Annotated in this window: 20 protein-coding genes; all 20 read left to right on the top strand. The window is 42.9% G+C overall.

Translation table 11 applies throughout. From position 1 onward, the window contains the following. Window positions 1-5: 5 nt before the first annotated feature. The 20 genes from pknB to ACIGG7_RS10845 all read left to right on the top strand — a co-directional run bounded on the left by pknB (window position 6) and on the right by ACIGG7_RS10845 (window position 21,436). Entirely contained in the window at window positions 6-2,024 is a 2,019-nt protein-coding gene (pknB, locus tag ACIGG7_RS10940; RefSeq protein ID WP_397549785.1) for a Stk1 family PASTA domain-containing Ser/Thr kinase, read from the top strand. A 140-nt stretch (window positions 2,025-2,164) separates the two neighbouring features. Continuing rightward, window positions 2,165-3,046 carry a ribosome small subunit-dependent GTPase A gene (gene rsgA / locus ACIGG7_RS10935; protein WP_397549784.1) on the top strand — a complete coding sequence of 294 codons (882 nt, stop codon included), beginning with the start codon at window positions 2,165-2,167 and terminating at the stop codon, window positions 3,044-3,046. Window positions 3,047-3,048: 2 nt separating this feature from the next. Beyond that, window positions 3,049-3,699 (top strand): ribulose-phosphate 3-epimerase, encoded by a 651-nt coding sequence (gene rpe / locus ACIGG7_RS10930; protein WP_397549783.1) that lies wholly within the window; start codon window positions 3,049-3,051, stop codon window positions 3,697-3,699. 59 nt (window positions 3,700-3,758) lie between these two features. Continuing rightward, the gene (locus ACIGG7_RS10925) at window positions 3,759-4,406 is read left to right on the top strand and encodes a thiamine diphosphokinase (RefSeq protein WP_397549782.1); all 648 of its coding nucleotides are present in this window, start codon (window positions 3,759-3,761) and stop codon (window positions 4,404-4,406) included. A gap of 113 nt (window positions 4,407-4,519) precedes the next feature. Beyond that, entirely contained in the window at window positions 4,520-4,600 is an 81-nt protein-coding gene (spoVM, locus tag ACIGG7_RS10920; protein WP_032088878.1) for a stage V sporulation protein SpoVM, read from the top strand. A 908-nt stretch (window positions 4,601-5,508) separates the two neighbouring features. Continuing rightward, window positions 5,509-5,697 (top strand): 50S ribosomal protein L28, encoded by a 189-nt coding sequence (rpmB, locus tag ACIGG7_RS10915; RefSeq protein WP_034755741.1) that lies wholly within the window; start codon window positions 5,509-5,511, stop codon window positions 5,695-5,697. A 244-nt stretch (window positions 5,698-5,941) separates the two neighbouring features. Continuing rightward, entirely contained in the window at window positions 5,942-6,304 is a 363-nt protein-coding gene (locus ACIGG7_RS10910; protein ID WP_034755738.1) for an Asp23/Gls24 family envelope stress response protein, read from the top strand. Window positions 6,305-6,319: 15 nt separating this feature from the next. Next, complete coding sequence (locus tag ACIGG7_RS10905; protein ID WP_224941167.1) at window positions 6,320-7,984, top strand: DAK2 domain-containing protein; 1,665 nt, start codon at window positions 6,320-6,322, stop codon at window positions 7,982-7,984. Window positions 7,985-8,081: 97 nt separating this feature from the next. Next, window positions 8,082-8,744 (top strand): L-serine ammonia-lyase, iron-sulfur-dependent subunit beta, encoded by a 663-nt coding sequence (gene sdaAB / locus ACIGG7_RS10900; protein ID WP_224941166.1) that lies wholly within the window; start codon window positions 8,082-8,084, stop codon window positions 8,742-8,744. A gap of 49 nt (window positions 8,745-8,793) precedes the next feature. Then, window positions 8,794-9,687: an L-serine ammonia-lyase, iron-sulfur-dependent, subunit alpha gene (gene sdaAA / locus ACIGG7_RS10895; RefSeq protein WP_397549781.1), complete on the top strand. Its 894-nt coding sequence runs from the start codon at window positions 8,794-8,796 to the stop codon at window positions 9,685-9,687. Beyond that, on the top strand, window positions 9,674-11,725 hold the full coding sequence (gene recG / locus ACIGG7_RS10890; protein WP_397549780.1) for an ATP-dependent DNA helicase RecG: 2,052 nt from the start codon (window positions 9,674-9,676) through the stop codon (window positions 11,723-11,725). Before sdaAA ends, recG begins: the two co-directional genes overlap by 14 nt. A 92-nt stretch (window positions 11,726-11,817) precedes the next feature. Next, entirely contained in the window at window positions 11,818-12,393 is a 576-nt protein-coding gene (gene fapR / locus ACIGG7_RS10885; RefSeq protein ID WP_397549779.1) for a transcription factor FapR, read from the top strand. 6 nt (window positions 12,394-12,399) lie between these two features. Then, window positions 12,400-13,389, top strand: coding sequence for a phosphate acyltransferase PlsX (gene plsX, locus ACIGG7_RS10880; RefSeq protein WP_224941162.1), 990 nt, complete (start codon window positions 12,400-12,402; stop codon window positions 13,387-13,389). A 1-nt stretch (window position 13,390) separates the two neighbouring features. Beyond that, the gene (gene fabD / locus ACIGG7_RS10875; protein WP_397549778.1) at window positions 13,391-14,335 is read left to right on the top strand and encodes an ACP S-malonyltransferase; all 945 of its coding nucleotides are present in this window, start codon (window positions 13,391-13,393) and stop codon (window positions 14,333-14,335) included. Further along, window positions 14,336-15,079, top strand: a complete 744-nt coding sequence (gene fabG / locus ACIGG7_RS10870) for a 3-oxoacyl-[acyl-carrier-protein] reductase (RefSeq protein ID WP_224941160.1) — start codon at window positions 14,336-14,338, stop codon at window positions 15,077-15,079. Window positions 15,080-15,173: 94 nt separating this feature from the next. Next, a complete protein-coding gene (gene acpP / locus ACIGG7_RS10865; RefSeq protein WP_034755712.1) occupies window positions 15,174-15,407 on the top strand; it encodes an acyl carrier protein in 234 nt (77 codons plus the stop codon). Window positions 15,408-15,601: 194 nt separating this feature from the next. Next, the gene (gene rnc / locus ACIGG7_RS10860; protein ID WP_224941159.1) at window positions 15,602-16,345 is read left to right on the top strand and encodes a ribonuclease III; all 744 of its coding nucleotides are present in this window, start codon (window positions 15,602-15,604) and stop codon (window positions 16,343-16,345) included. A gap of 11 nt (window positions 16,346-16,356) precedes the next feature. Then, a complete protein-coding gene (smc, locus tag ACIGG7_RS10855; RefSeq protein ID WP_397549777.1) occupies window positions 16,357-19,923 on the top strand; it encodes a chromosome segregation protein SMC in 3,567 nt (1,188 codons plus the stop codon). 17 nt (window positions 19,924-19,940) lie between these two features. Further along, window positions 19,941-20,930: a signal recognition particle-docking protein FtsY gene (gene ftsY / locus ACIGG7_RS10850; protein ID WP_397549776.1), complete on the top strand. Its 990-nt coding sequence runs from the start codon at window positions 19,941-19,943 to the stop codon at window positions 20,928-20,930. 194 nt (window positions 20,931-21,124) lie between these two features. After that, on the top strand, window positions 21,125-21,436 hold the full coding sequence (locus ACIGG7_RS10845) for a putative DNA-binding protein (RefSeq protein WP_397550046.1): 312 nt from the start codon (window positions 21,125-21,127) through the stop codon (window positions 21,434-21,436). Window positions 21,437-21,447 lie beyond the last annotated feature (11 nt).

Here is a 21,447-nt window from a genome sequence, read left to right as displayed (position 1 = left end):
ATAACATGATGGAAGGTAAGCGCATCAGTGGGCGTTACAAAATCATTAAACTTATTGGTGGCGGAGGGATGGCCAACGTCTATTTAGCACACGATGTGATCCTTGATCGTGAAGTGGCCATCAAAATGCTTCGAATCGACTTTGCCAATGAAGAGGAATTCATTAAACGATTCCAAAGGGAAGCTCAATCAGCTACAAGTCTTGCTCACCCGAATATTGTGAGCATCTACGATGTAGGAGAAGAGGATGACCTTTATTATATCGTCATGGAATACGTCCATGGCATGACATTAAAGCAATACATACAGCAGCATTCGCCGGTCCATGTCGAAAAAGCGATCGATATCATGAAGCAGCTGACACTAGCGATGTCACATGCCCATCAGAACCATATCGTACACCGGGACATAAAGCCCCATAATATCCTCCTGGACGAAGAAGGAAATGTAAAGATTACCGATTTCGGAATTGCCATGGCGCTAAGTGCCACTTCAATTACTCAGACAAATTCCGTTCTTGGATCGGTGCATTACCTTTCTCCAGAACAGGCCAGGGGAGGAATGGCCACGAAAAAATCGGACATCTACTCCCTTGGAATCGTCATGTTTGAATTATTGACGGGTAGGCTGCCATTCTCCGGGGAATCGGCCGTCTCAATTGCCTTGAAGCATTTGCAATCAGAAACACCATCCTTAAAAAGATGGAATCCCGATATTCCTCAAAGTGTAGAAAATATCGTATTAAAGGCAACGGCAAAGGACCCGTTCAGACGATATGAGAGCCTCGAGGAAATGGATGAGGACTTGACTTCAGCACTGGATCCGGATCGCATGGATGAGCCTAAATTCGCAGTGCCCCTTGATGATGAAGCGACTAAAGCAATCCCTGTCATCACGGACCAAAAAGCGTATTCGAATCTAGACGATACAATCGTCCATCAAACCAATACGGATATCGTACAAACCAAGCCAACTCCCCCTCTTAAAGATGGGAAGAAAAAAGGCAAGAAGAAAGATAAAGGTAAAAAGGCAAAGAAGGACAAAAGCAAAAGAAAATGGCCGATCATTATCATCAGTTTGTTCTTTTTACTTATTCTGTTAGGGGTTGCCGCATTTACGTTGGTGCCTGGTTTGTTGGGGCCAAAAGAGATTGAGGTGCCGGATGTTGCAGAGATGGGTCAAACAGAAGCTATATCCACGATTGTATCAGCAGGGTTTGTTGTCGGTGAAACCAAGGAGATAGCGGATGATACAGTTCCTGAAGGTGATGTAATCAAAACGAATCCTAAAGGTGGTAGGATGGCGAATGAAGGATCCTCAGTCGATATTTATGTTAGTACGGGTAAGGAAAAAGTAGAGATTGAGGATTATTCCGGTCAAAACTATGAAGACGTTGCTGCTCAATTAGAGGACGAAGGTTTTACTGTGGAGAAGGAAGAAGAATTTAATGGTGAAGAATCGCAAGGCACGATTTTGGATCAGGATCCTTCACCTGGGAATGAGGTAGTGGCTGAAGAGACTACAATCACCCTTACAGTAAGTAAAGGCTCAAAGCCATTTGATATGGATAATTTAGAGGGCTACAGTAAAGCAGAGCTTAATCAATATGCAACATTAAAAGGTGTAAAGATAGAGGAGAGGGAAAGTGAATTCTCTGATACTGTGGAAGCCGGTAAAGTAATTTCTCATGATCCAAAACCTGGGACTCCTACTTATGAAGGGGAAATTGTTTATGTTACTATGTCTAAGGGCCCTGAGCCACCTAAGGAAATTCCTACCAAGGAGGTTACCGAGGAAGTGGAAATCCCTTATACCAAAGATAACGGAGACCCTCAAGTAGTCGAAATATTTATTGGGGATAAGAATAGAAAGATTGAGGATAGTGATGAACTCGTTCCAATTAAAGAGGATACAACCTTTACATTGAAGTTTACTCTGGAAGAAGGAACTGTAGGAGAATATCGCATCCTCGTTGATGAAAAAGAGTATAAAAAAGGAACTGTCGAGTATCCTAAAGAAGAATAAAATTCAATTACAAAGGGGCTGTACCCGGGTTTTAAATGAACCTACGGGACAGTCCTCTTGTTTTCATTTATAATGATAGTGATACATAATGAAAATAGCTAAATTCATGTAGATAATTGCTTTTGAATAGGAGGTTTCGAATGCCTGAAGGAAAAATCATTAAAGCCTTAAGTGGATTTTACTATGTGCTCTCTGAGGGAAGCATTACACAATGTCGGGGCAGGGGCAATTTTCGCAAAAATAAAATTACTCCTCTGGTCGGTGATTATGTTGAATTTCAAGCGGAGAACAAAACGGATGGGTACATTCTAAAGGTCTTTGATCGAAAGAATGAACTGGTTCGCCCCCCGATAGCCAATGTTGACCAGGCCATCCTCGTTTTTTCTGCCAGCGAGCCGGATTTCAGTACAGCCTTATTGGACCGGTTTCTTGTGTTGGTGGAGAGTAAAGAAATTGAGCCGCTCATTTGCGTCACCAAGATGGACTTATTGTCAACCGAAGAATCAGATAAGATTGAACAATATGTGAGCGATTACCGCGCTTTTGGATATGAAGTACTGATGACTTCATCGAAAACCGAGCATGGAATAGAGGAGTTGACTCCTTACTTAAAGGATAAAATTTCAGTTTTCGCCGGGCAATCCGGTGTTGGTAAATCATCTTTACTGAATGCAATGAAGCCTGAACTGGAATTGAAGACGGCCATGATTTCCTCACACCTGGGACGCGGAAAACACACGACCCGTCATGTCGAGCTCATTGACATTGAAGATGGATTGGTCGCTGACACTCCTGGATTTAGTTCATTGGAGTTTTCTGAGCTTGAAATAGAGGAACTGCCTAACTGCTTCCCTGAAATGGTCGAAGCTTCCGAACAGTGCAAGTTCAGGGGATGCCTGCATATCAATGAACCGAAGTGTGCAGTGAAAGCGGCTGTGGAATCAGAGGAGCTTCCAGCTTATCGCTACGATCATTACTTAACGTTCCATAAAGAAATCAAAGATAGAAAGCCGAGGTACTAAATATGAAAATCGCACCTTCCATTCTTTCTGCCAATTTTGCAGAGCTTGGTAATGAAATCAAAGATGTGGAAAAAGGAGGAGCGGATTATATCCATGTAGACGTCATGGATGGTCACTTCGTCCCGAATATTACACTTGGTCCGATGATCGTAAGTGCCATCAGACCACTGACAAGGTTACCACTTGACGTACATCTGATGATTGAAAATCCAAGTCAGTACGTTGATGCATTTGCTGATGCAGGAGCGGATTATATTACAGTCCATGTAGAAGCAGATCCTCATTTGCATAGAACGATTCAAATGATCAAAAATAAAGGCGTGAAAGCGGGAGTCGTCCTGAATCCAGGTACTCCTGCCGAAATGATCAAGCCTATTCTGCAAGATGTCGATATGGTCCTCTTGATGACCGTGAATCCAGGATTCGGTGGACAATCGTTCATTCCATCTGTTGTCCCGAAAATTAAACAAATCCGCGAGTGGGCGAATGAAGTTAACCCGTCTCTAGAGATAGAAGTGGATGGGGGAATCAACCCTGAAACAGCAGCCATTTGTGCTGAGGCAGGAGCAGACGTCTTTGTAGCAGGGTCTGCTATCTATAATAAGAGTGATCGCGGCGCCGCAATCGAAGAATTGAAGAAATCACTGGCTTAATGGATAACAGGCTGATCCTTGTAGGATCAGTCTATTTTTCTTAAATGGGAGTGTAAAATATGAATATTCATATCGTTGCCGGAGGGCCGGATAGATACATACCGAAATTAGACATCCACCATAGTGAGAGTGTTCACTGGGTTGGGGTTGACCGGGGGGTATCGACTTTATTGGAACAAAAAATCAAACCCGATATTGCATTTGGAGACTTTGATTCAGTGAATGAAGTTGAGTGGAAACTCATTCAAGAAAATGTACTGGAAGTAAATCGATATAAACCTGAAAAGGACGAGACGGACCTGGAACTTGCCATGAACTGGGCCATCGATCAACAACCTGAAAAAATCAAAATCTTCGGTGCTACCGGGGGACGGCTTGATCATTTCATGGGCAACCTGCAATTATTAATGACCCCGCACCTCTTGGATACTGAAATTGAAGTGGAAATCATAGACGAGCAAAACCGATTATATGTGGCAAAATCCGGAGAGCATCTTATTGAAAGAAACAGTGAATTACAATATATTTCCTTCGTTCCCATTACTGAAAGTGTTGAAGGAATCACCCTCACAGGCTTCAAGTATCCTTTAAAAAATCGGAATATTTCAAGAGGCTCCACACTATGTATTAGTAATGAACTTATACAATCATCTGGTACTTTTTCCTTTTCAAATGGCATATTAATGGTGATAAGAAGCAGTGATTAAAGCTTCTTGAAACCATGCAGAAAAGAAGACGTACTTAACTGAATTTGCTTGAATAGACTAAACTGTTGTCAAGCGAAACATTACGTTCTTTAGATTGTGGGGAGGGACTTTAAATGCGCTTTTATACAATTAAATTACCGAAATTTTTAGGTGGACTTGTGAGGGCGATGTTGGGAACGTTTAAAAAAGAATAATGGGAATATTGGGGATGGCTATGGAGCCATCTTCTTTTTTTATATTTAGAAATGGTCATATGTAGAACAATGAGGGTATTTTGAAGGGTTTAGTTAGAGTAAATGATGATTAATGCATCTAAGAGTGTATTTTGAAAGGGAGAACGCGTTAAAATTTAATGTCTTTAGAGATTAAATGGGCCGGAATCGCTGTTAATTGGGCCACCTTGACGGATAATTGGGCCGGATTCACCGTTTATTGGGCCACTTTTGCGGTTAATTGGGCAAAGTTGTGAACATGGAAGATGTCCGGTTGATTTATAACTTTTTAAGAATTGAAGAACTTCATTCAGGTTTCCTGGAGATGTTTGTCGGGCCTGACCAAGCCGCCTCCGCTTTTCTGCGATGTCCAGCTCCAGGGGCTTGAGGCTCGAGGTCATTTCTGAAAAAATCCCCAAAGGCAAAAAGCGCCTTCAGGGATTTTCCAGAAATGCTTGTCGCCTCAGGGCGAGCCCCTTACGCTTTTCTTGATTGTCCAGCTCCGGCGGCTAGGCCCTCGAGGTCACAACTGATAAATCCCATAAGGCAAAAAGCACCTTTTGGGATTTCCCAGTTGTGCTTGTCGGGCCTGACCAAGCCGCCTCCGCTTTTCTGCGATGTCCAGCTCCAGGGGCTTGAGGCTCGAGGTCATTTCTGAAAAATCCCCAAAGGCAAAAAGCGCCTTCAGGGATTTTCCAGAAATGCTTGTCGCCTCAGGGCGAGCCCCTTCCGCTTTTCTGGCTGTAAAGTATTTTTTCTTGAAAGGTTTTAATTGTAGTATTGCATTATAGAAAGTTGTGTGATAAATTATTAAAGTATCTTTATGATAATAAGCGAAATGTGGAACTGAAATTAACTTCAGCTTCTTGTTAGTGAGGAGGGAATATATTATGGCAAAACAATGCGTAGTAACAGGCCGTAAAGCAAGCTCAGGTAACGCTCGCTCTCACGCAATGAATGCGAACAAGCGTACTTGGGGTGCAAACCTGCAAAAAGTTCGAATTCTTGTAGACGGAAAGCCTAAGAAAGTATGGGTTTCTGCAAGAGCGTTGAAATCTGGTAAAGTAGAACGCGTATAATACTTAAAATGAGAAGGCGCCTAATCGGGCGCCTTTTTTCATTCAGTATCTATTCACAGCTTGCTGTGAGTCTTCTTTGAGCCTGATCACTTGGAAACTGAATGATTAATCTTTCAATTATAAGGAAAAAATAGAGGGTAAACCCAACAAATGAAGCTTGAGAGAATAGTTTAGCTTTCAAAAACAGCATACTTATAGTAAAATGTTTTTAGCCAAGCATGTAATTAAAGGGGGAAAACATTCCATGTCCATCGAATTAAAAACGCAGTACGGACAAATTGATATTACGAATGATGTCATTGCAATGATTGCTGGAGGTGCAGCGGTGGATTGCTACGGAATTGTTGGAATGGCTTCAAAAAACCAAATTAAAGACGGTTTCACAGATATCTTACGTAAAGAAAATTTCACTCGCGGAGTGATTGTTCGTCAAGATGAAGAGGAAGTACATATTGATATGTATATTATTGTGAGTTATGGTACGAAAATTTCTGAGATTGCCCATAATGTACAATCCAAAGTTAAATATACTCTTGATAAGACCGTCGGCTTGGCGGTAGATTCAGTAAATATTTTTGTGCAGGGGGTTCGTGTCACGAACCCGTAGTGAGGAGGAAGATTCGTGTCGATTACATCTTTGGAAGGAAAACGTTTTGCCCAGATGGTGATACAAGGTGCCACGCAATTATCTGCCAATGCGCAGCTGGTTGACGCGCTGAACGTTTTTCCTGTTCCTGATGGTGATACTGGAACAAATATGAATTTATCAATGACTTCTGGTGCGAAGGAAGTCCAAAACAATATTCAAGATCATATTGGAAATGTGGCTACTGCCCTTTCAAAAGGCTTGTTAATGGGGGCAAGAGGTAACTCAGGTGTTATCTTATCCCAATTGTTCAGAGGCTTTGGTAAAGCGATTGAAGGGAAAGAATCCTTATCAAGTGCAGAGTTTGCCAATGCACTTCAAACGGGTGTAGAGACGGCTTATAAAGCGGTTATGAAGCCTGTAGAAGGAACGATATTAACGGTTGCGAAAGATGCTGCAAGACAAGGGGTCGCTGCGGCAGAAACCGAAAGTGATTTCATAAAGGTCATGCAGGCAATCGTAGATGAAGCTCAGGCTTCATTAAATCGTACACCTGATTTACTTCCTGTATTAAAGGAAGTGGGAGTAGTCGATAGTGGTGGTCAGGGACTATTATGCGTATATGAAGGCTTCCTGGCTGAACTGAAGGGCGAAAAAGTTTCGAATCAGGCGTCATTGCCATCCATGAATGATCTTGTAAGCGCTGAGCACCATAAGTCGGCTCAAGATTTCATGAGTACCGAAGATATTGAATTTGGTTACTGTACAGAATTCATGGTTCGCTTTGAAGAAGGTAAACAATCATTTGTAGAAGAGGATTTTCGTCAGGATCTAAGCAAGTTCGGTGATTCTCTACTTGTGATTAGTGATGAAGAATTAGCGAAAGTACATATCCACTCCGAACAGCCAGGAGATGTATTGACATACGGGCACCAATACGGAAGTCTCATCAATATCAAAATTGAAAATATGAGACAGCAGCACAGCTCGATTGTTGGCGAGTCTAAGCCTGTCAAAACAGAAGCTCCAGCTCAGAAGAAGGAAGTAGACTTTGCGATTGTGACCGTATCTATGGGGGCAGGCATTGCTGAATTGTTTAAGAGTATTGGCGCGACCACTGTCATTGAAGGCGGACAGACGATGAATCCAAGTACGGAAGATATCGTGAAGGCCGTTAATGAAGTGAATGCCAAGAAAGTAATCATCATGCCGAATAACAAGAATATCATCATGGCTGCCGAGCAAGCGGCTGAAGTACTGGAAATGGAAGTAGCTGTCGTCCCGACAAAAACCGTTCCTCAAGGTATGGCGGCATTGCTTGCTTTTAACCCATCTGCATCTGTTGATGATAACAAGCAAGTGATGACTGAAGCGTCTAAGCAGGTGAAAACAGGCCAAATCACATTTGCTGTCAGAGACACTACTATAGATGGTGTTTCGATTTCTAAAGATGATTTCATGGGAATCAAAGAAGGTAAGATTGTCATTTCTGATTCTGACCGTCAAAAGTCTGCTCAAGGCTTATTGGAAAAAATGCTTGATGAAGATTCTGAAATCTTAACCATTCTTTATGGCGAAGGTGTAACTGATGAAGATGTTGAGTCATTAAGAGAGTTCGTTGAAGAGCATTATGAAGATGTAGAAGTGGAAGTTCATAATGGTAAACAACCACTTTACTCCTATATATTCTCAGTTGAATAAGGAATGAAGCGAGGGGGCAGCTCTAATATGGAGTTTGTCCCCTTCAACTATGTTAGAATAGAAGTATAGTTTGGATGCTTAATTAGGGGGAAAAGCGATGAAATACAAGAGTGTATTTGACATTATTGGTCCTGTTATGATCGGTCCATCCAGTTCTCACACAGCCGGTGCGGCACGAATCGGGAGAGTGGCAAGGAATTTGTTTCGACGCGAGCCGAAATGGGCGACGATTTCATTCTACGGCTCATTTGCGAAAACGTACAAAGGACATGGAACGGACGTTGCCATTGTAGGAGGTATCCTTGATTATGATACATATGATGAACGAATCATAGAATCGATCAAAGTAGCCAAGGAAAAAGGGATTAAAATCAAATTTCAAGAAGAAGATGCCATCACAGATCATCCGAATACAGCGAGGATCCGTATGGGGGACGATCAAGGCGAAATCGAGTTGGTCGGGATTTCCATTGGCGGGGGGAAAGTTGAAATCGTTGAACTTAACGGCTTCGAGCTTAAGCTTTCAGGACACCATCCTGCGATTCTTGTGGTGCATGATGACCGATTCGGAGCGATCGCCTCTGTCTCCAATGTCATTGCTAAACATCAATTGAACATCGGGCATATGGATGTATCCCGGAAAGAGAAAGGTCAAATGGCATTAATGACCATCGAAGTCGATCAACCGATTGATGAAGCTGTCATCAATGAATTGACTTCACTTCCGAATATAACACAAGTAACACGGATTTCAGATTAACCAATTACTAATATGATAGCGTTTACATGAAGGCTAGGAGGTTGTTGATATGTTTCGAAATGTAGCAGAGTTGGTTGAACTTGCTGAAAGTCAGAACAAGAAAATTTCTGATATCATGATCGAACAAGAAATTGAGTTTACGGGTAAAACATTTGAACAGGTATACAGTCAAATGGAGAAGAACCTTGAAGTAATGGAACAGGCAGTGGCGAGAGGGCTCGAAGGAGTCAAATCCCATTCCGGATTGACAGGAGGGGATGCCGTATTACTGCAGAAATATATTGATTCTGGCCGCTCACTGTGCGGGGACACAATATTGGATGCAGTCAGTAAGGCTGTTGCGACCAATGAGGTGAATGCAGCGATGGGAACGATTTGTGCAACGCCTACAGCAGGGTCTGCAGGTGTAGTACCTGGAACCTTGTTTGCTGTGAAAAATAAGCTGAATCCGACAAAAGATCAAATGATCCGCTTCTTATTTGCATCAGGTGCCTTTGGGTTTGTCGTGGCAAATAACGCGTCGATTTCAGGTGCAGCCGGCGGATGTCAGGCTGAGGTAGGGTCTGCAAGTGGAATGGCTGCCGCTGCCATCGTAGAAATGGCCGGTGGTACACCTGGTCAATCAGCTGAAGCCATGGCGATTACCTTGAAGAACATGCTAGGCCTCGTATGTGATCCCGTTGCAGGTCTTGTAGAAGTACCCTGCGTGAAACGTAACGCGATGGGAGCAGCCAATGCAATGGTTGCGGCGGATATGGCGCTTGCCGGCATAACGAGCCGGATTCCGTGTGACGAAGTGATTGATGCCATGTATAAAATTGGTCAAACAATGCCGGTGGCTCTTCGTGAGACGGCTCAAGGGGGACTGGCGGCTACGCCGACCGGAAGAGAGCTGGAAGCGAAAATCTTTGGGGTTTCCCTGAACAAACGTGAAGACTCGTAATGAAGAACCGACGATTCAGAATATAAAGGGGATTGGTGAAGAGACAGCCTTACAGCTGAATGCAATGGGGATTTATTCCGTTCTGGATCTGTTGGAATATTTACCATACCGCTACGAGGATTATCGGCTAAGGAACTTGGAAGAAGTTGCCCATGATGAACGTGTCACTGTTGAGGGTAAAGTTCATTCTGAACCCGCGTTGATGTTTTATGGCAGAAAGAAATCACGGTTGACCCTAAGAATTTTGGTCGGGAGAAATTTAGTTCAAGCTGTGTTTTTTAATCAGCCTTACCTGAAGAAAAAAATACATCTTCATGATACGGTGACGGTGACAGGCAAATGGGATAAAAACAGACAAATCATTACAGTTCAATATTTTCAATCCGGCCCACATGACAAACAGGGGGATTTTGAACCTGTCTACTCGGTGAAGGGTTCTGTGAAAACCAATACACTCAGGAAATTCATCAAGAATGCTTTCGCTGAGTACGGGTATTTAATAACGGAGAATCTCCCTGACCATTTGATGGAGAAGTATAAGCTTGCAAGTCGGAAGGACGCTTTATATCACCTCCACTTTCCTGATTCAACGGAAGATATGAAGCAGGCGAGAAGGCGATTTGTTTATGAGGAATTCTTGTTGTTTCAGCTAAAGATGCAGGCTTTGAGAAAGTTTGAAAGAGAACACTCTTCCGGCATGCAGCAACCGTACGATTTGGAAAAGGTCAAAGCATTCATTGAATCTTTGCCGTTTCCATTGACCGATGCCCAAAAGCGGGTAGTGAACGAGATATCAGCAGATATGAAATCTCCCTATCGCATGAATCGTCTTTTGCAAGGGGATGTCGGGTCCGGTAAAACGGTTGTGTCGGCCATTGCCCTATATTCCAGCGTGACAGTTGGAAATCAGGGAGCGTTAATGGTGCCAACTGAAATATTGGCAGAACAGCATGCGAATTCCCTCAGTGAACTCTTTGGGCCAATGGGGTTGTCCGTCGCTTTGTTAACAAGTTCGGTTAAAGGGAAGAATCGGCGAGTTTTACTGGAGAAATTGAAAGATGGTGAAATAGATATTCTTATCGGTACCCACGCACTCATTCAGAATGATGTCGAATTTAAACAACTTGGACTCGTGGTCACCGATGAGCAACATCGTTTTGGCGTGAATCAAAGGCGCGTCCTCAGGGAAAAAGGGGAAAGTCCAGATGTATTATTTATGACGGCTACACCAATTCCGAGAACGCTCGCCATCACTGTATTCGGTGAGATGGATGTCAGCATCATCGATCAAATGCCAGCCGGCAGAAAGACGATTGAAACCTACTGGGCTAAAGCGGATATGTTGGATAGGGTACTCTCATTCATGGACAAGGAATTAGATCAGGGGCGTCAGGCTTATGTGATTTGTCCATTGATTGAAGAGTCCGACAAACTGGATGTGCAGAATGCCATAGACGTTTATAATCAATTGCTTCTCTACTTCGAAGGAAGATACAAAGTAGGGCTGATGCATGGAAGGCTGCATCCCGAAGATAAGGATGGAGTCATGAGGGAATTCAGTTCGAATCATCTTCAAGTACTTGTTTCCACTACGGTGGTAGAGGTGGGCGTGAATGTACCGAATGCGACATTCATGCTCATCTATGATGCGGAACGTTTCGGCTTGTCGCAGCTTCACCAACTGAGGGGACGGGTAGGAAGGGGAGAACACCAATCTTATTGTATCCTCCTTGCAGAACCGAAGAACGAAGTCGGGAAAGAGCGAATGAAGATCATGACAGAGACCAATGATGGATTTGTTCTTAGTGAGAAGGACCTTGAACTCAGGGGTCCTGGTGATTTCTTCGGAAGAAAGCAAAGTGGTATGCCTGAGTTTAAAGTGGCAGATATGGTCCATGACTACCGGGCGTTAGAAGTAGCGAGGGACGATGCAGCTAAGTTGATCCACTCCGACCTTTTCTGGCAAAGTCCGGAGTTTGAACCACTGAGGAATTATTTATCCGTATCAGGTATATTAGAAGGGGAAAAGCTGGACTAGAACGGCAGATTGTGAGATTATTTCTTGCAATCTGCTTTTTTTGATTATATACTACTATTAGTACCTAGTACTAATACTGGACGGTGTTGATATTGAGGCTTTCAAAAAAAGAAAGACAGGAAAACCTGGCAGTTACGATTACTGAGAATCCTTTTATTACAGATGAGGAATTAGCGGGAAGATTTCGGGTGAGTGTCCAGACAATCCGTTTAGATCGCATGGAATTGTCGATACCTGAGCTTCGAGAACGAATCAAATTTGTAGCAGAGAAATCGTTTGAAGACGAAGTAAAGTCGTTGCCTATTGAAGAAATTATTGGAGAAATTATTGATATAGAATTAGATCAAAGTGCTATATCCATTTTTGATGTCAAGCGTGAACATGTTTTCGTCCGAAATGGAATTGCAAGGGGACATCATTTGTTCGCTCAAGCAAATTCCCTTGCAGTAGCCGTCATAAATGACGACTTGGCTTTAACAGCGAAGTCAACGATCCGTTTCACCCGGCCTGTCAAGGAAGGGGAGCGGGTTGTCGCGAAAGCGAAAGTGATACATATGAAAGATCAAAAAGACCGAACAACGGTAGAAGTTCAGAGTGTAGTCGGTGGTGAGCTCGTTTTTACAGGTGAATTTGAAATGTATCGCTCTAAAAACTCTGTAAAGGATTGAGAGTAGATGAAGTTAGCCGTTGATGCAATGGGCGGAGATCATGCCCCGAAGGAAATTGTTTTGGGTGTGAAGAAGGCACTGGATGAATTTGATGACATTGAAGTGCTTTTATACGGAGATGAAAAGAAGATTAAAGAGTATATCACTCCGGAAGATCGATTGACGATCATTCATACAGATGAAGTGATCGAGGGTACAGATGAGCCCGTCAGAGCTGTGAAACGTAAGAAGAATGCATCGATGGTATTGATGGCGCAAGCTGTTAAAGATGGAGAGGCGGATGCTTGTATCTCAGCCGGAAATACAGGTGCCCTGATGACGGCAGGATTGTTCATTGTCGGGAGGATTGAGGGAATCGAGAGACCTGCTCTTGCACCGACACTCCCAACATTGGATGGAAGCGGATTTCTAATGCTTGATCTAGGGGCAAATGTTGATGCCAAACCTGAGCACATATCGCAATATGCGGTCATGGGAAGCATTTACGCGGAGAAGGTGAGAGGAATCACCAATCCCCGTGTAGGCTTATTGAACATCGGTACCGAGGACAAAAAAGGAAATGAATTAACAAAGAAAACCTTTCAGTTGCTAAAGGACCTCCCTATCAATTTTGTGGGGAATGTTGAATCCAGAGACTTACTTGAAGGTCCTGCGGATGTAGTCGTGACGGACGGTTTCACGGGGAATATGGTGCTTAAGACGATAGAAGGAACGGCGCTCTCCGTCTTTTCTATGTTGAAAAAGACATTCACCGCCTCGACGAAAAATAAGATTGCTGCAGGATTAGTGAAGAATGATTTGAAGGAATTGAAGAATATGCTTGATTATACAGAATATGGTGGAGCAGGTTTGTTTGGCCTTAAAGCGCCAGTCATCAAAGCCCACGGTTCCTCTAATGAAGTGGCCTTATATAATGCCATGAGACAGGCGAGGGAAATGGTGAAGCATGATGTATGCAACACAATCAAAGATGCCATAAAGGGGAGTGAGGAATAATATGAGTAAAATCGCGTTTATCTTTCCAGGACAAGGTTCCCAGACGGTAGGGATGGGGAAAGAATTAGCTGGGAAATTCCCTGAAGTACAGAATTATTTCGATGCAGCAGATGAAAGATTGGATACAAATTTATCAACAATCATATTTGAAGGTCCCCAGGAAGAGCTTACACAGACAACAAACGCTCAACCTGCACTGTTGACGACGAGCATGGCGATATTGGAGCGATTAAAAGCAGAAGGAATCACGGCAGATTATACTGCTGGCCATAGCTTAGGGGAATACTCTGCCCTGGTAGCTGCAGGTGCCCTGCGTTTTGAAGATGCTGTGTACTCTGTTCGAAAAAGAGGCGAATACATGGAGGAAGCAGTGCCAAGCGGTGAAGGGACGATGGCAGCCGTACTCGGTATGGCGAGAGAGCCTCTTAAAGAGGTGACCGACTTTGTTACGGGAGAGGGACATCCTGTAGGTCTGGCAAACTTGAATTGCCCAGGACAGATTGTCATCTCGGGAACTGTAAAGGGAGTTGAGCTTGCTTCAGAGAAAGCGAAAGAGGCTGGAGCGAAGCGGGTCATTCCTCTTCAGGTAAGCGGACCTTTTCATTCTGAATTGATGAAACCTGCTGCCAACCAGTTTGTTTCAATCTTGGATTCAATCAACATCGAGGATGCGGCTGTACCTGTCATTGCAAATGTGACGGCAACTCCTGTGACGGATCGTGAAGAAATCAAGCGTCTATTAATTGAACAATTATACTCACCTGTTCAATGGGAAGATTCTGTTGAGAAGCTTCTTGAATTAGGGGTGGATACATTTATCGAAGTAGGCCCTGGGAAAGTTCTTTCAGGTTTAGTGAAAAAAGTGAATCGAAGAGTGAAAACGTATGCTGTTCAAGATGAAGCATCCTTGGAGCAAACGATTCAAGCCTTGAAGGAGGAAGCTTAAATGAATTTAGAAGGTAAAGTGGCACTTGTAACAGGAGCATCCCGAGGCATCGGTAGAGAGATTGCTCTTGAGCTTGCACGGGAAGGCTGTAATGTTGCTGTGAATTTTGCTGGTAGCGAAGCGAAAGCAAATGAAGTTGTGGATGAAATTAAAGGTTTAGGGAGACAAGCCATAGCCGTACAATGTAATGTGTCGGATAGTGAAGCGGTTCAAGCAATGGTGAAAGAAACGATCGGACAATTCGGTTCTCTTGATATCCTGGTGAACAACGCCGGCATCACGAAAGATAATCTGTTGATGAGAATGAAAGAAACGGAATGGGATGACGTCATTAACATCAACCTTAAAGGTGTTTTCCTTTGTACAAAAGCCGTTACACGCCAAATGATGAAACAACGAAGCGGTAGAATCATCAATATTTCTTCTATTGTAGGAGTGAGCGGTAATCCTGGTCAAGCAAACTATGTAGCTGCCAAGTCCGGTGTAATTGGTTTGACGAAAACAACAGCAAAAGAATTAGCACCACGCGGCATTACGGTAAATGCTATCGCTCCGGGTTTTATCTCTACGGATATGACGGATCAGCTACAGGAAGATGTGCGTAACGAAATGTTGAAGCAAATCCCTCTGAGCCGATTTGGGGACCCGAAAGATATCGCGAAAGTCGTAACATTTGTTGCGTCTGACTCAGCTGCATATATGACGGGTCAAACCCTCCATATCGATGGCGGAATGGTCATGTAATGGCAGGGAAATAATAAATTATTGATCGTTTTCATGTATACTCTTTTCATTAGAGGTCAAAATGCTCTATAATACTTGAGGGGAGGTGACAAATATGGCAGAAGTATTAGATCGTGTAACAAAGATTATCGTTGATCGTCTGGGTGTAGATGAGTCTCAAGTAACTCTTGAAGCTTCTTTCAAAGAAGACCTAGGAGCCGACTCCCTTGATGTAGTTGAGCTGGTTATGGAACTTGAAGATGAATTCGACATGGAAATCTCTGACGATGATGCTGAAAAAATCGGCACAGTAGGTGATGCTGTGAACTACATACAAGCAAAAGCTTAATCGTTCTTTTGAATCTATGGACGGGCTTGTGCCCATCCTGCATTCAAAACCATTTAAAACTTGGTAGAGGTTTCATCTCTACCAAGTTTATTTGTGTTCTAACCATATATTGAAGAAATTTTTGCGTAATTGATTTTTTTAGAATAAACTTGATTAGTATACATTGAGAACATATTAGCAAGGTGGAGTGCCTTATGCGGAAGCAAAGCAGAAATGGATTATCTAAACATAAAAATGATTTGAAGTTCAAGACATTTCAGAACCAAATGGAAATTCAATTTAAAGATGAAAAACTCCTTAAACAAGCTTTTACTCATTCATCCTATGTGAATGAGCATCGTCGAAAGCCCTATGAAGACAACGAACGCTTAGAATTTCTTGGAGACGCCGTCCTTGAATTGACGGTATCCCAGTTTCTTTTCAAAAAGTATCCCATGATGAGCGAAGGCGAACTGACTAAATTAAGAGCAGCCATCGTTTGCGAGCCATCCTTGGTGAAGTTTTCGATCGAATTGAACTTCGGCGAACTCATCCTCCTTGGAAAAGGTGAAGAAATGACGGGTGGTAGGGAAAGACCGGCATTGCTTGCTGATGTCTTTGAAGCGTTTATCGGGGCGGTATATTTGGATCAAGGATTAGAGACGGTCATTTCAATCCTTGAAAAAGTTGTCTATCCAAAGATCAATGTCGGTGCTTTTTCTCATGTGATGGATTATAAGAGTCAGTTACAAGAGCTGGTCCAGAGGGGCAGTGCAGGAATGATTGAATACAGTATCCTGGAAGAAAGCGGTCCGGCACACAACCGTCAATTCATTTCCAGAGTCAGTTTAAATGACGAAGAATTAGGAATTGGAAAAGGCCGGTCAAAAAAAGAGGCTGAACAGCAAGCCGCACAGAAGGCTCTGGAAAAGTTAAAACAAAAGCTGGATGCTAAATAGGGGGAAAGAAGATGTTCCTCAAACAACTAGAAGTAATGGGGTTTAAATCTTTTGCAGAAAGAATATCCGTGGAGTTTGTCCCGGGTGTCACGGCAGTCGTTGGTCCAAACGGCAGCGGAAAAAGCAATATTATAGACGCAATCAGGTGGGTCCTTGGCGAACAATCGGCTAAAAGCCTGCGTGGGTCTAAAATGGAAGACGTCATATTTGCCGGCAGTGATTCGAGAAAGGCCCTCAATATAGCAGAAGTGACACTGGTTTTAGATAATGAGGACGGAGCACTTCCAATCGACTATAGTGAGGTAAGTGTCACTAGAAGAGTCTACCGGTCGGGAGATAGTGAATATTTACTGAATAAACAGCCTTGCAGGTTGAAGGATATCATTGAGCTGTTTATGGATTCAGGGTTAGGGAAAGAAGCATTCTCAATTATCAGTCAGGGGAAAGTGGAAGAAATCCTAAACAGTAAGCCTGAAGAAAGAAGAACTATCTTCGAAGAAGCGGCAGGAGTATTGAAATATAAATCCCGAAAGAAAAAGGCTGAAAATAAGTTATTTGAAACGCAGGAAAACCTTAATCGGGTGAATGACATTCTTTATGAATTAGAAGGTCAGGTAGAACCTTTGAAGATCCAGGCTTCCATGGCCCGGGATTATCTGGAGAAGAAAGAGGAGCTTGAGAAATTTGAAGTTGCTCTGACCGTCTATGATATTGAAGATTTACATAAGCAGTGGGAAAAGCTTAGTGAAGAATTTGAAAGACATGGAAAGGAAGAGCAGACTCTTTCCGCGTCGATTCATCAGAAAGAGGCAATTCTTACCCAAACCCGGGATAAAATTGCTGCTCTTGATGAGTCAATTTCAAGCCTTCAGGAAGTTCTCCTCTCCACGAGTGAGGAATTAGAGAAACTTGAAGGAAGAAAACAAGTATTGGTGGAACGGAAGAAAAATTCATCCACAAATGAATCTCAGTTGAAACAATCCATTGAGGAAGCAGAAATCCAAATTCAAAAGCTAGCTTCTGAAAAAGAAAAAGCAGAGCGGGACTTTGAGAGGATTGATGCTGACGTTTCGGAATTAAAAGAGAACCTTGTAACAAAACAGAATCAATTTAAGCACTATAACGAAAATATTGAGGATGTAATTGAATCTTTCAAGAGTGATTACATTGAAAAGCTCAATCAACAGGCGTCAGCAAAAAATGAAATTCAGTATTTAAAACAGCAGTTAGAGCAGCAGTCGAGTCGAAACGGCCGATTAGAAGCGGAAAATGAAAAGTATGTCACTCAGCGTGAAGAATTGCATGTTCGCCACAAGGAAGTGTCGAAAGAAGTTCAAGAACAAAAAGAACAAATGGATGATCATATCTTTCTTTATCGTGAAGAACAGAAAAAGCTTGAATCGGTGAAAGCAAAATATGAAAAGCAAGAAAAAACGCTTTACCAGGCTTATCAATTCCTGCAACAAGCAAAGTCCCGAAAAGAAATGCTGGAAGAAATGGAAGAAGACTATTCCGGATTTTTTCAAGGGGTAAAGGAAGTCCTTAAGGAGCGATCTGGTAAGTTAGCAGGTATACAAGGAGCGGTTGCTGAACTCATAACCGTACCCAAAGTATATGAGACCGCTATGGAAACGGCTCTCGCAGCCTCGATGCAGCATATTGTAGTGGATACGGAAGAGGATGGCCGCAGGGCCATTGCCTTCTTGAAGAAGAATCAATATGGACGCGCCACATTCTTGCCGATGAATGTAATCAAGGGGAAATCGATAACCGATAGCCAAAAGAGTATGTTGAAAGGACATCCCTCATTTGTTGGAGTGGGGGCCGATCTTATAGAATTTGAAGATCGCTTTCATATGGTAATCTCGAACCTGGTCGGTAATGTTATCATCACTAAGGACTTAAAAGGGGCAAATGAAATCGCCAAGCTCATTCAGTATCGTTATCGACTGGTAACGTTGGATGGAGATGTTGTCAATCCAGGTGGATCGATGTCTGGTGGTACAGTGAAGCAAAAGAAAAATTCGCTTCTTTCCAGAAAGGGCGAGCTTGAAGAGGTAAAACAAAAGCTTGTAGGTATGGAACATCAAACGGAATTGCTTCAATCTCAGGTAAAATCACTTAAAGAAGAGAGTGGTTTCCGTGAGAAGAAGCTGGAAGAAATGAGAGTAAAAGGTGAGAATTTGCGCCTGAAGGAACAGGGATTGCTCTCACAACTGCGTGAAATCGAACTGTCCCAGCAAAACCTTGACGAAAGGCTTTCCTTATATGACTTGGAGAAAAAAGACTTTACCTCAATTAAAGAAAAACATGATTCCAGAACCAATGAGTTAGAAGCATCACTCAAGGAGATAGGGAAAGAAGTTTCGAAACTTGAGCAAAAGATCCATGAGTTGACGCTCCAGAAAAACAGTGAACGTACGTCCAAGGACGCTCTACTGAATGACATCAGTGATATTAAGGCAGAGCTTGCCGCAAGGAATGAACAGCTTGTTAACAGCCGTCATCATTTGAAAAGGGTACACGATACAATCGTGGAAACTAGCAAGCGAAAAGCAAGTTTACAGGAAGATTTGGAGTGGCTCCAAACCGAAATGAAGGATAACTTCTCAGGCGAAGAACAGCTAGGTAAAAAAGCGGAAGAGTGCGCGGTCCAAAAGGAAGAAACATCGGGACTGATTGCTGTTCGACGGGATGAGCGCCTGATCTTACAGCATACGGTGGAAGACGAGGAGCTCGAGTTAAAAGAGTTAAAGCGACAGCATAAAGGGTTGGTCGGAGCTTTGAGAGATGAAGAAGTGAAAATCAATCGTCTTGATGTTGAACTGGAGAACCGTCTTGATCATCTAAGGGATGAGTATATGCTATCATTTGAAGCGGCGAAGGCAGATTACCCCCTTACGATAGAAGTCGATGAAGCAAGGAAGAAAGTAAAACTAGTGAAACTGGCACTGGAAGAACTCGGGACTGTCAATCTCGGAGCGATTGATGAATATGAACGTGTGAAGGAGAGATTCGAATTTCTGGTTGATCAGAAGAATGATCTTACTGAAGCGAAGGACACTCTCTATCTGGTCATTCATGAAATGGACACAGAAATGATCAAACGTTTTGATCAAACGTTCACGAGTATTCAAGAGGAGTTTGAAGGTGTATTTAAAGCATTGTTTGGTGGGGGACGAGCTCAGTTAAAGCTGACAGATCCATCTGATCTCCTTCATACAGGTGTGGATATTGTTGCCCAGCCGCCTGGCAAAAAGCTGCAGAACCTCGGGCTTATGTCCGGTGGGGAGAGGGCTTTGACTGCCATTGCCCTTCTTTTCTCCATATTGAAGATACGGCCTGTACCATTCTGCATTCTGGATGAAGTGGAAGCGGCGCTGGATGAAGCGAATGTACAGAGATTCAGCCAATATTTAAAGAAATTCAGTGACGAGACACAATTCATCGTCATTACCCATCGTAAAGGGACGATGGAAGAAGCACACGTGCTGTACGGTGTAACGATGCAGGAATCCGGAGTGTCTAAATTAGTATCCGTCAGACTGCAAGAAACGAAGGAATTACTTGAAACTTAGGTTAGGGGTGCAGAGAATTGAGTTTTTTTAAGAAGCTGAAAGATAAGTTTACAGAATCAAGCGATAATGTAACAGAAAAATTCAAAGATGGTTTAAGTAAAACGAGAAATAACTTCACCTCAAAAGTGAACGATCTGGTTGCCAGGTATCGCAAAGTAGATGAAGAATTCTTTGAAGAGCTGGAAGAAATCCTGATTGGAGCGGATGTCGGCTTTGATACCGTCATGGAACTCATCGATGAACTGAAGCTTGAAGTGAAGCGAAGAAACATACAAGACACTGAAGAGGTTCAATCCGTCATCTCAGAAAAGCTCGTGGACATCTATCAGGGAGAACGGGATGAAGACAGCAGCCTGAAAATCCAAAACGATCAGCTGACGGTTTTACTTTTTGTCGGTGTAAATGGAGTCGGCAAGACGACAACTATCGGAAAAATGGCTCATATGTTCAAGGAACAGGGAAAGAATGTTGTTCTTGCTGCGGGGGATACATTCCGTGCCGGGGCGATCGAACAGCTTGAAGTATGGGGTGAACGCGTAGGGGTCCCTGTCATTAAGCAGGCAGCAGGAAGTGATCCTGCAGCGGTTATGTTTGATGCTGTTCAATCTGCCAAAGCAAAAAAAGCAGACATTCTTATTTGCGATACGGCGGGAAGACTGCAGAATAAAGTCAACCTTATGAAAGAACTCGAAAAAGTGAAACGGGTGATTGAGCGTGAAATTCCAGGTGCACCACATGAAGTCCTTCTTGTCCTCGATGCCACCACTGGTCAAAATGCCATGGTTCAGGCGAAAACCTTTAAAGAAGCAACTAATGTTTCCGGGATTGTCCTGACCAAACTTGACGGTACTGCCAAAGGCGGTATTGTACTTGCAATCAGGAATGAACTTGAAATCCCAGTGAAATACGTTGGTCTTGGAGAGAAAATGGACGACCTTCAGCCGTTTGATGCTGAGAAATATGTATACGGCTTGTTCTCAAACCTGGTTGATAAAGAAGAAGAATAGAGACAAAAAATAGAAGAGTAGCCTTGTGAGAGACTTGTGAGTAGGGATCTTAAGAAGGCACTCTTCTCTTTTTGATTTTATCAATAAAAAAACAGTGTGTATCCTTGACAAACGCCTGTAAAGACTGTATTCTTCATATGTAAAGGTTTTTCACTTAACAAGGAGGGAAATCCGTGCTGGAGAAAACAACCAGAATGAATTATCTCTACGATTTTTATCAGTCTTTGTTAACTCCCAAACAGAGAAGCTATATGTCCCTCTATTATCTCGATGATTTTTCTCTAGGGGAAATCGCCGAGGAGTATAATGTTAGCCGCCAGGCAGTTTACGATAACATTAAGCGGACAGAGGCTATGATCGAGGAGTACGAAGAAAAGCTTTTATTATTTAAAAAATTTCAAGAACGCAACGAGATTCTTGATGAACTAAGAAAAAAAATAGAAGAACCATCCATCGATTCTTCTCATTGTTTAAAACTCATTGATGATCTTGAAATATTGGATTAGGAGGCGGCATG

The sequence above is a fragment of the Rossellomorea sp. NPDC077527 genome, from assembly GCF_044542955.1.
Lineage (GTDB): Bacteria > Bacillota > Bacilli > Bacillales > Bacillaceae_B > Rossellomorea > Rossellomorea aquimaris_E.
The sequence above is the reverse complement of the archived record's forward strand: the minus strand, read 5'-3'. Positions and strand labels throughout refer to the sequence as shown.

Bases quoted from the DNA above. Each gene is read 5' to 3' on its own strand.
- pknB (WP_397549785.1), top strand. From the start codon at position 6: ATGATGGAAGGTAAGCGCATCAGTGGGCGTTACAAAATCATTAAACTT.
- rsgA (WP_397549784.1), top strand. From the start codon at position 2,165: ATGCCTGAAGGAAAAATCATTAAAGCCTTAAGTGGATTTTACTATGTG.
- rpe (WP_397549783.1), top strand. From the start codon at position 3,049: ATGAAAATCGCACCTTCCATTCTTTCTGCCAATTTTGCAGAGCTTGGT.
- ACIGG7_RS10925 (WP_397549782.1), top strand. From the start codon at position 3,759: ATGAATATTCATATCGTTGCCGGAGGGCCGGATAGATACATACCGAAA.
- spoVM (WP_032088878.1), top strand. From the start codon at position 4,520: ATGCGCTTTTATACAATTAAATTACCGAAATTTTTAGGTGGACTTGTG.
- rpmB (WP_034755741.1), top strand. From the start codon at position 5,509: ATGGCAAAACAATGCGTAGTAACAGGCCGTAAAGCAAGCTCAGGTAAC.
- ACIGG7_RS10910 (WP_034755738.1), top strand. From the start codon at position 5,942: ATGTCCATCGAATTAAAAACGCAGTACGGACAAATTGATATTACGAAT.
- sdaAB (WP_224941166.1), top strand. From the start codon at position 8,082: ATGAAATACAAGAGTGTATTTGACATTATTGGTCCTGTTATGATCGGT.
- sdaAA (WP_397549781.1), top strand. From the start codon at position 8,794: ATGTTTCGAAATGTAGCAGAGTTGGTTGAACTTGCTGAAAGTCAGAAC.
- plsX (WP_224941162.1), top strand. From the start codon at position 12,400: ATGAAGTTAGCCGTTGATGCAATGGGCGGAGATCATGCCCCGAAGGAA.
- fabD (WP_397549778.1), top strand. From the start codon at position 13,391: ATGAGTAAAATCGCGTTTATCTTTCCAGGACAAGGTTCCCAGACGGTA.
- fabG (WP_224941160.1), top strand. From the start codon at position 14,336: ATGAATTTAGAAGGTAAAGTGGCACTTGTAACAGGAGCATCCCGAGGC.
- acpP (WP_034755712.1), top strand. From the start codon at position 15,174: ATGGCAGAAGTATTAGATCGTGTAACAAAGATTATCGTTGATCGTCTG.
- rnc (WP_224941159.1), top strand. From the start codon at position 15,602: ATGCGGAAGCAAAGCAGAAATGGATTATCTAAACATAAAAATGATTTG.
- smc (WP_397549777.1), top strand. From the start codon at position 16,357: ATGTTCCTCAAACAACTAGAAGTAATGGGGTTTAAATCTTTTGCAGAA.
- ACIGG7_RS10845 (WP_397550046.1), top strand. From the start codon at position 21,125: ATGAATTATCTCTACGATTTTTATCAGTCTTTGTTAACTCCCAAACAG.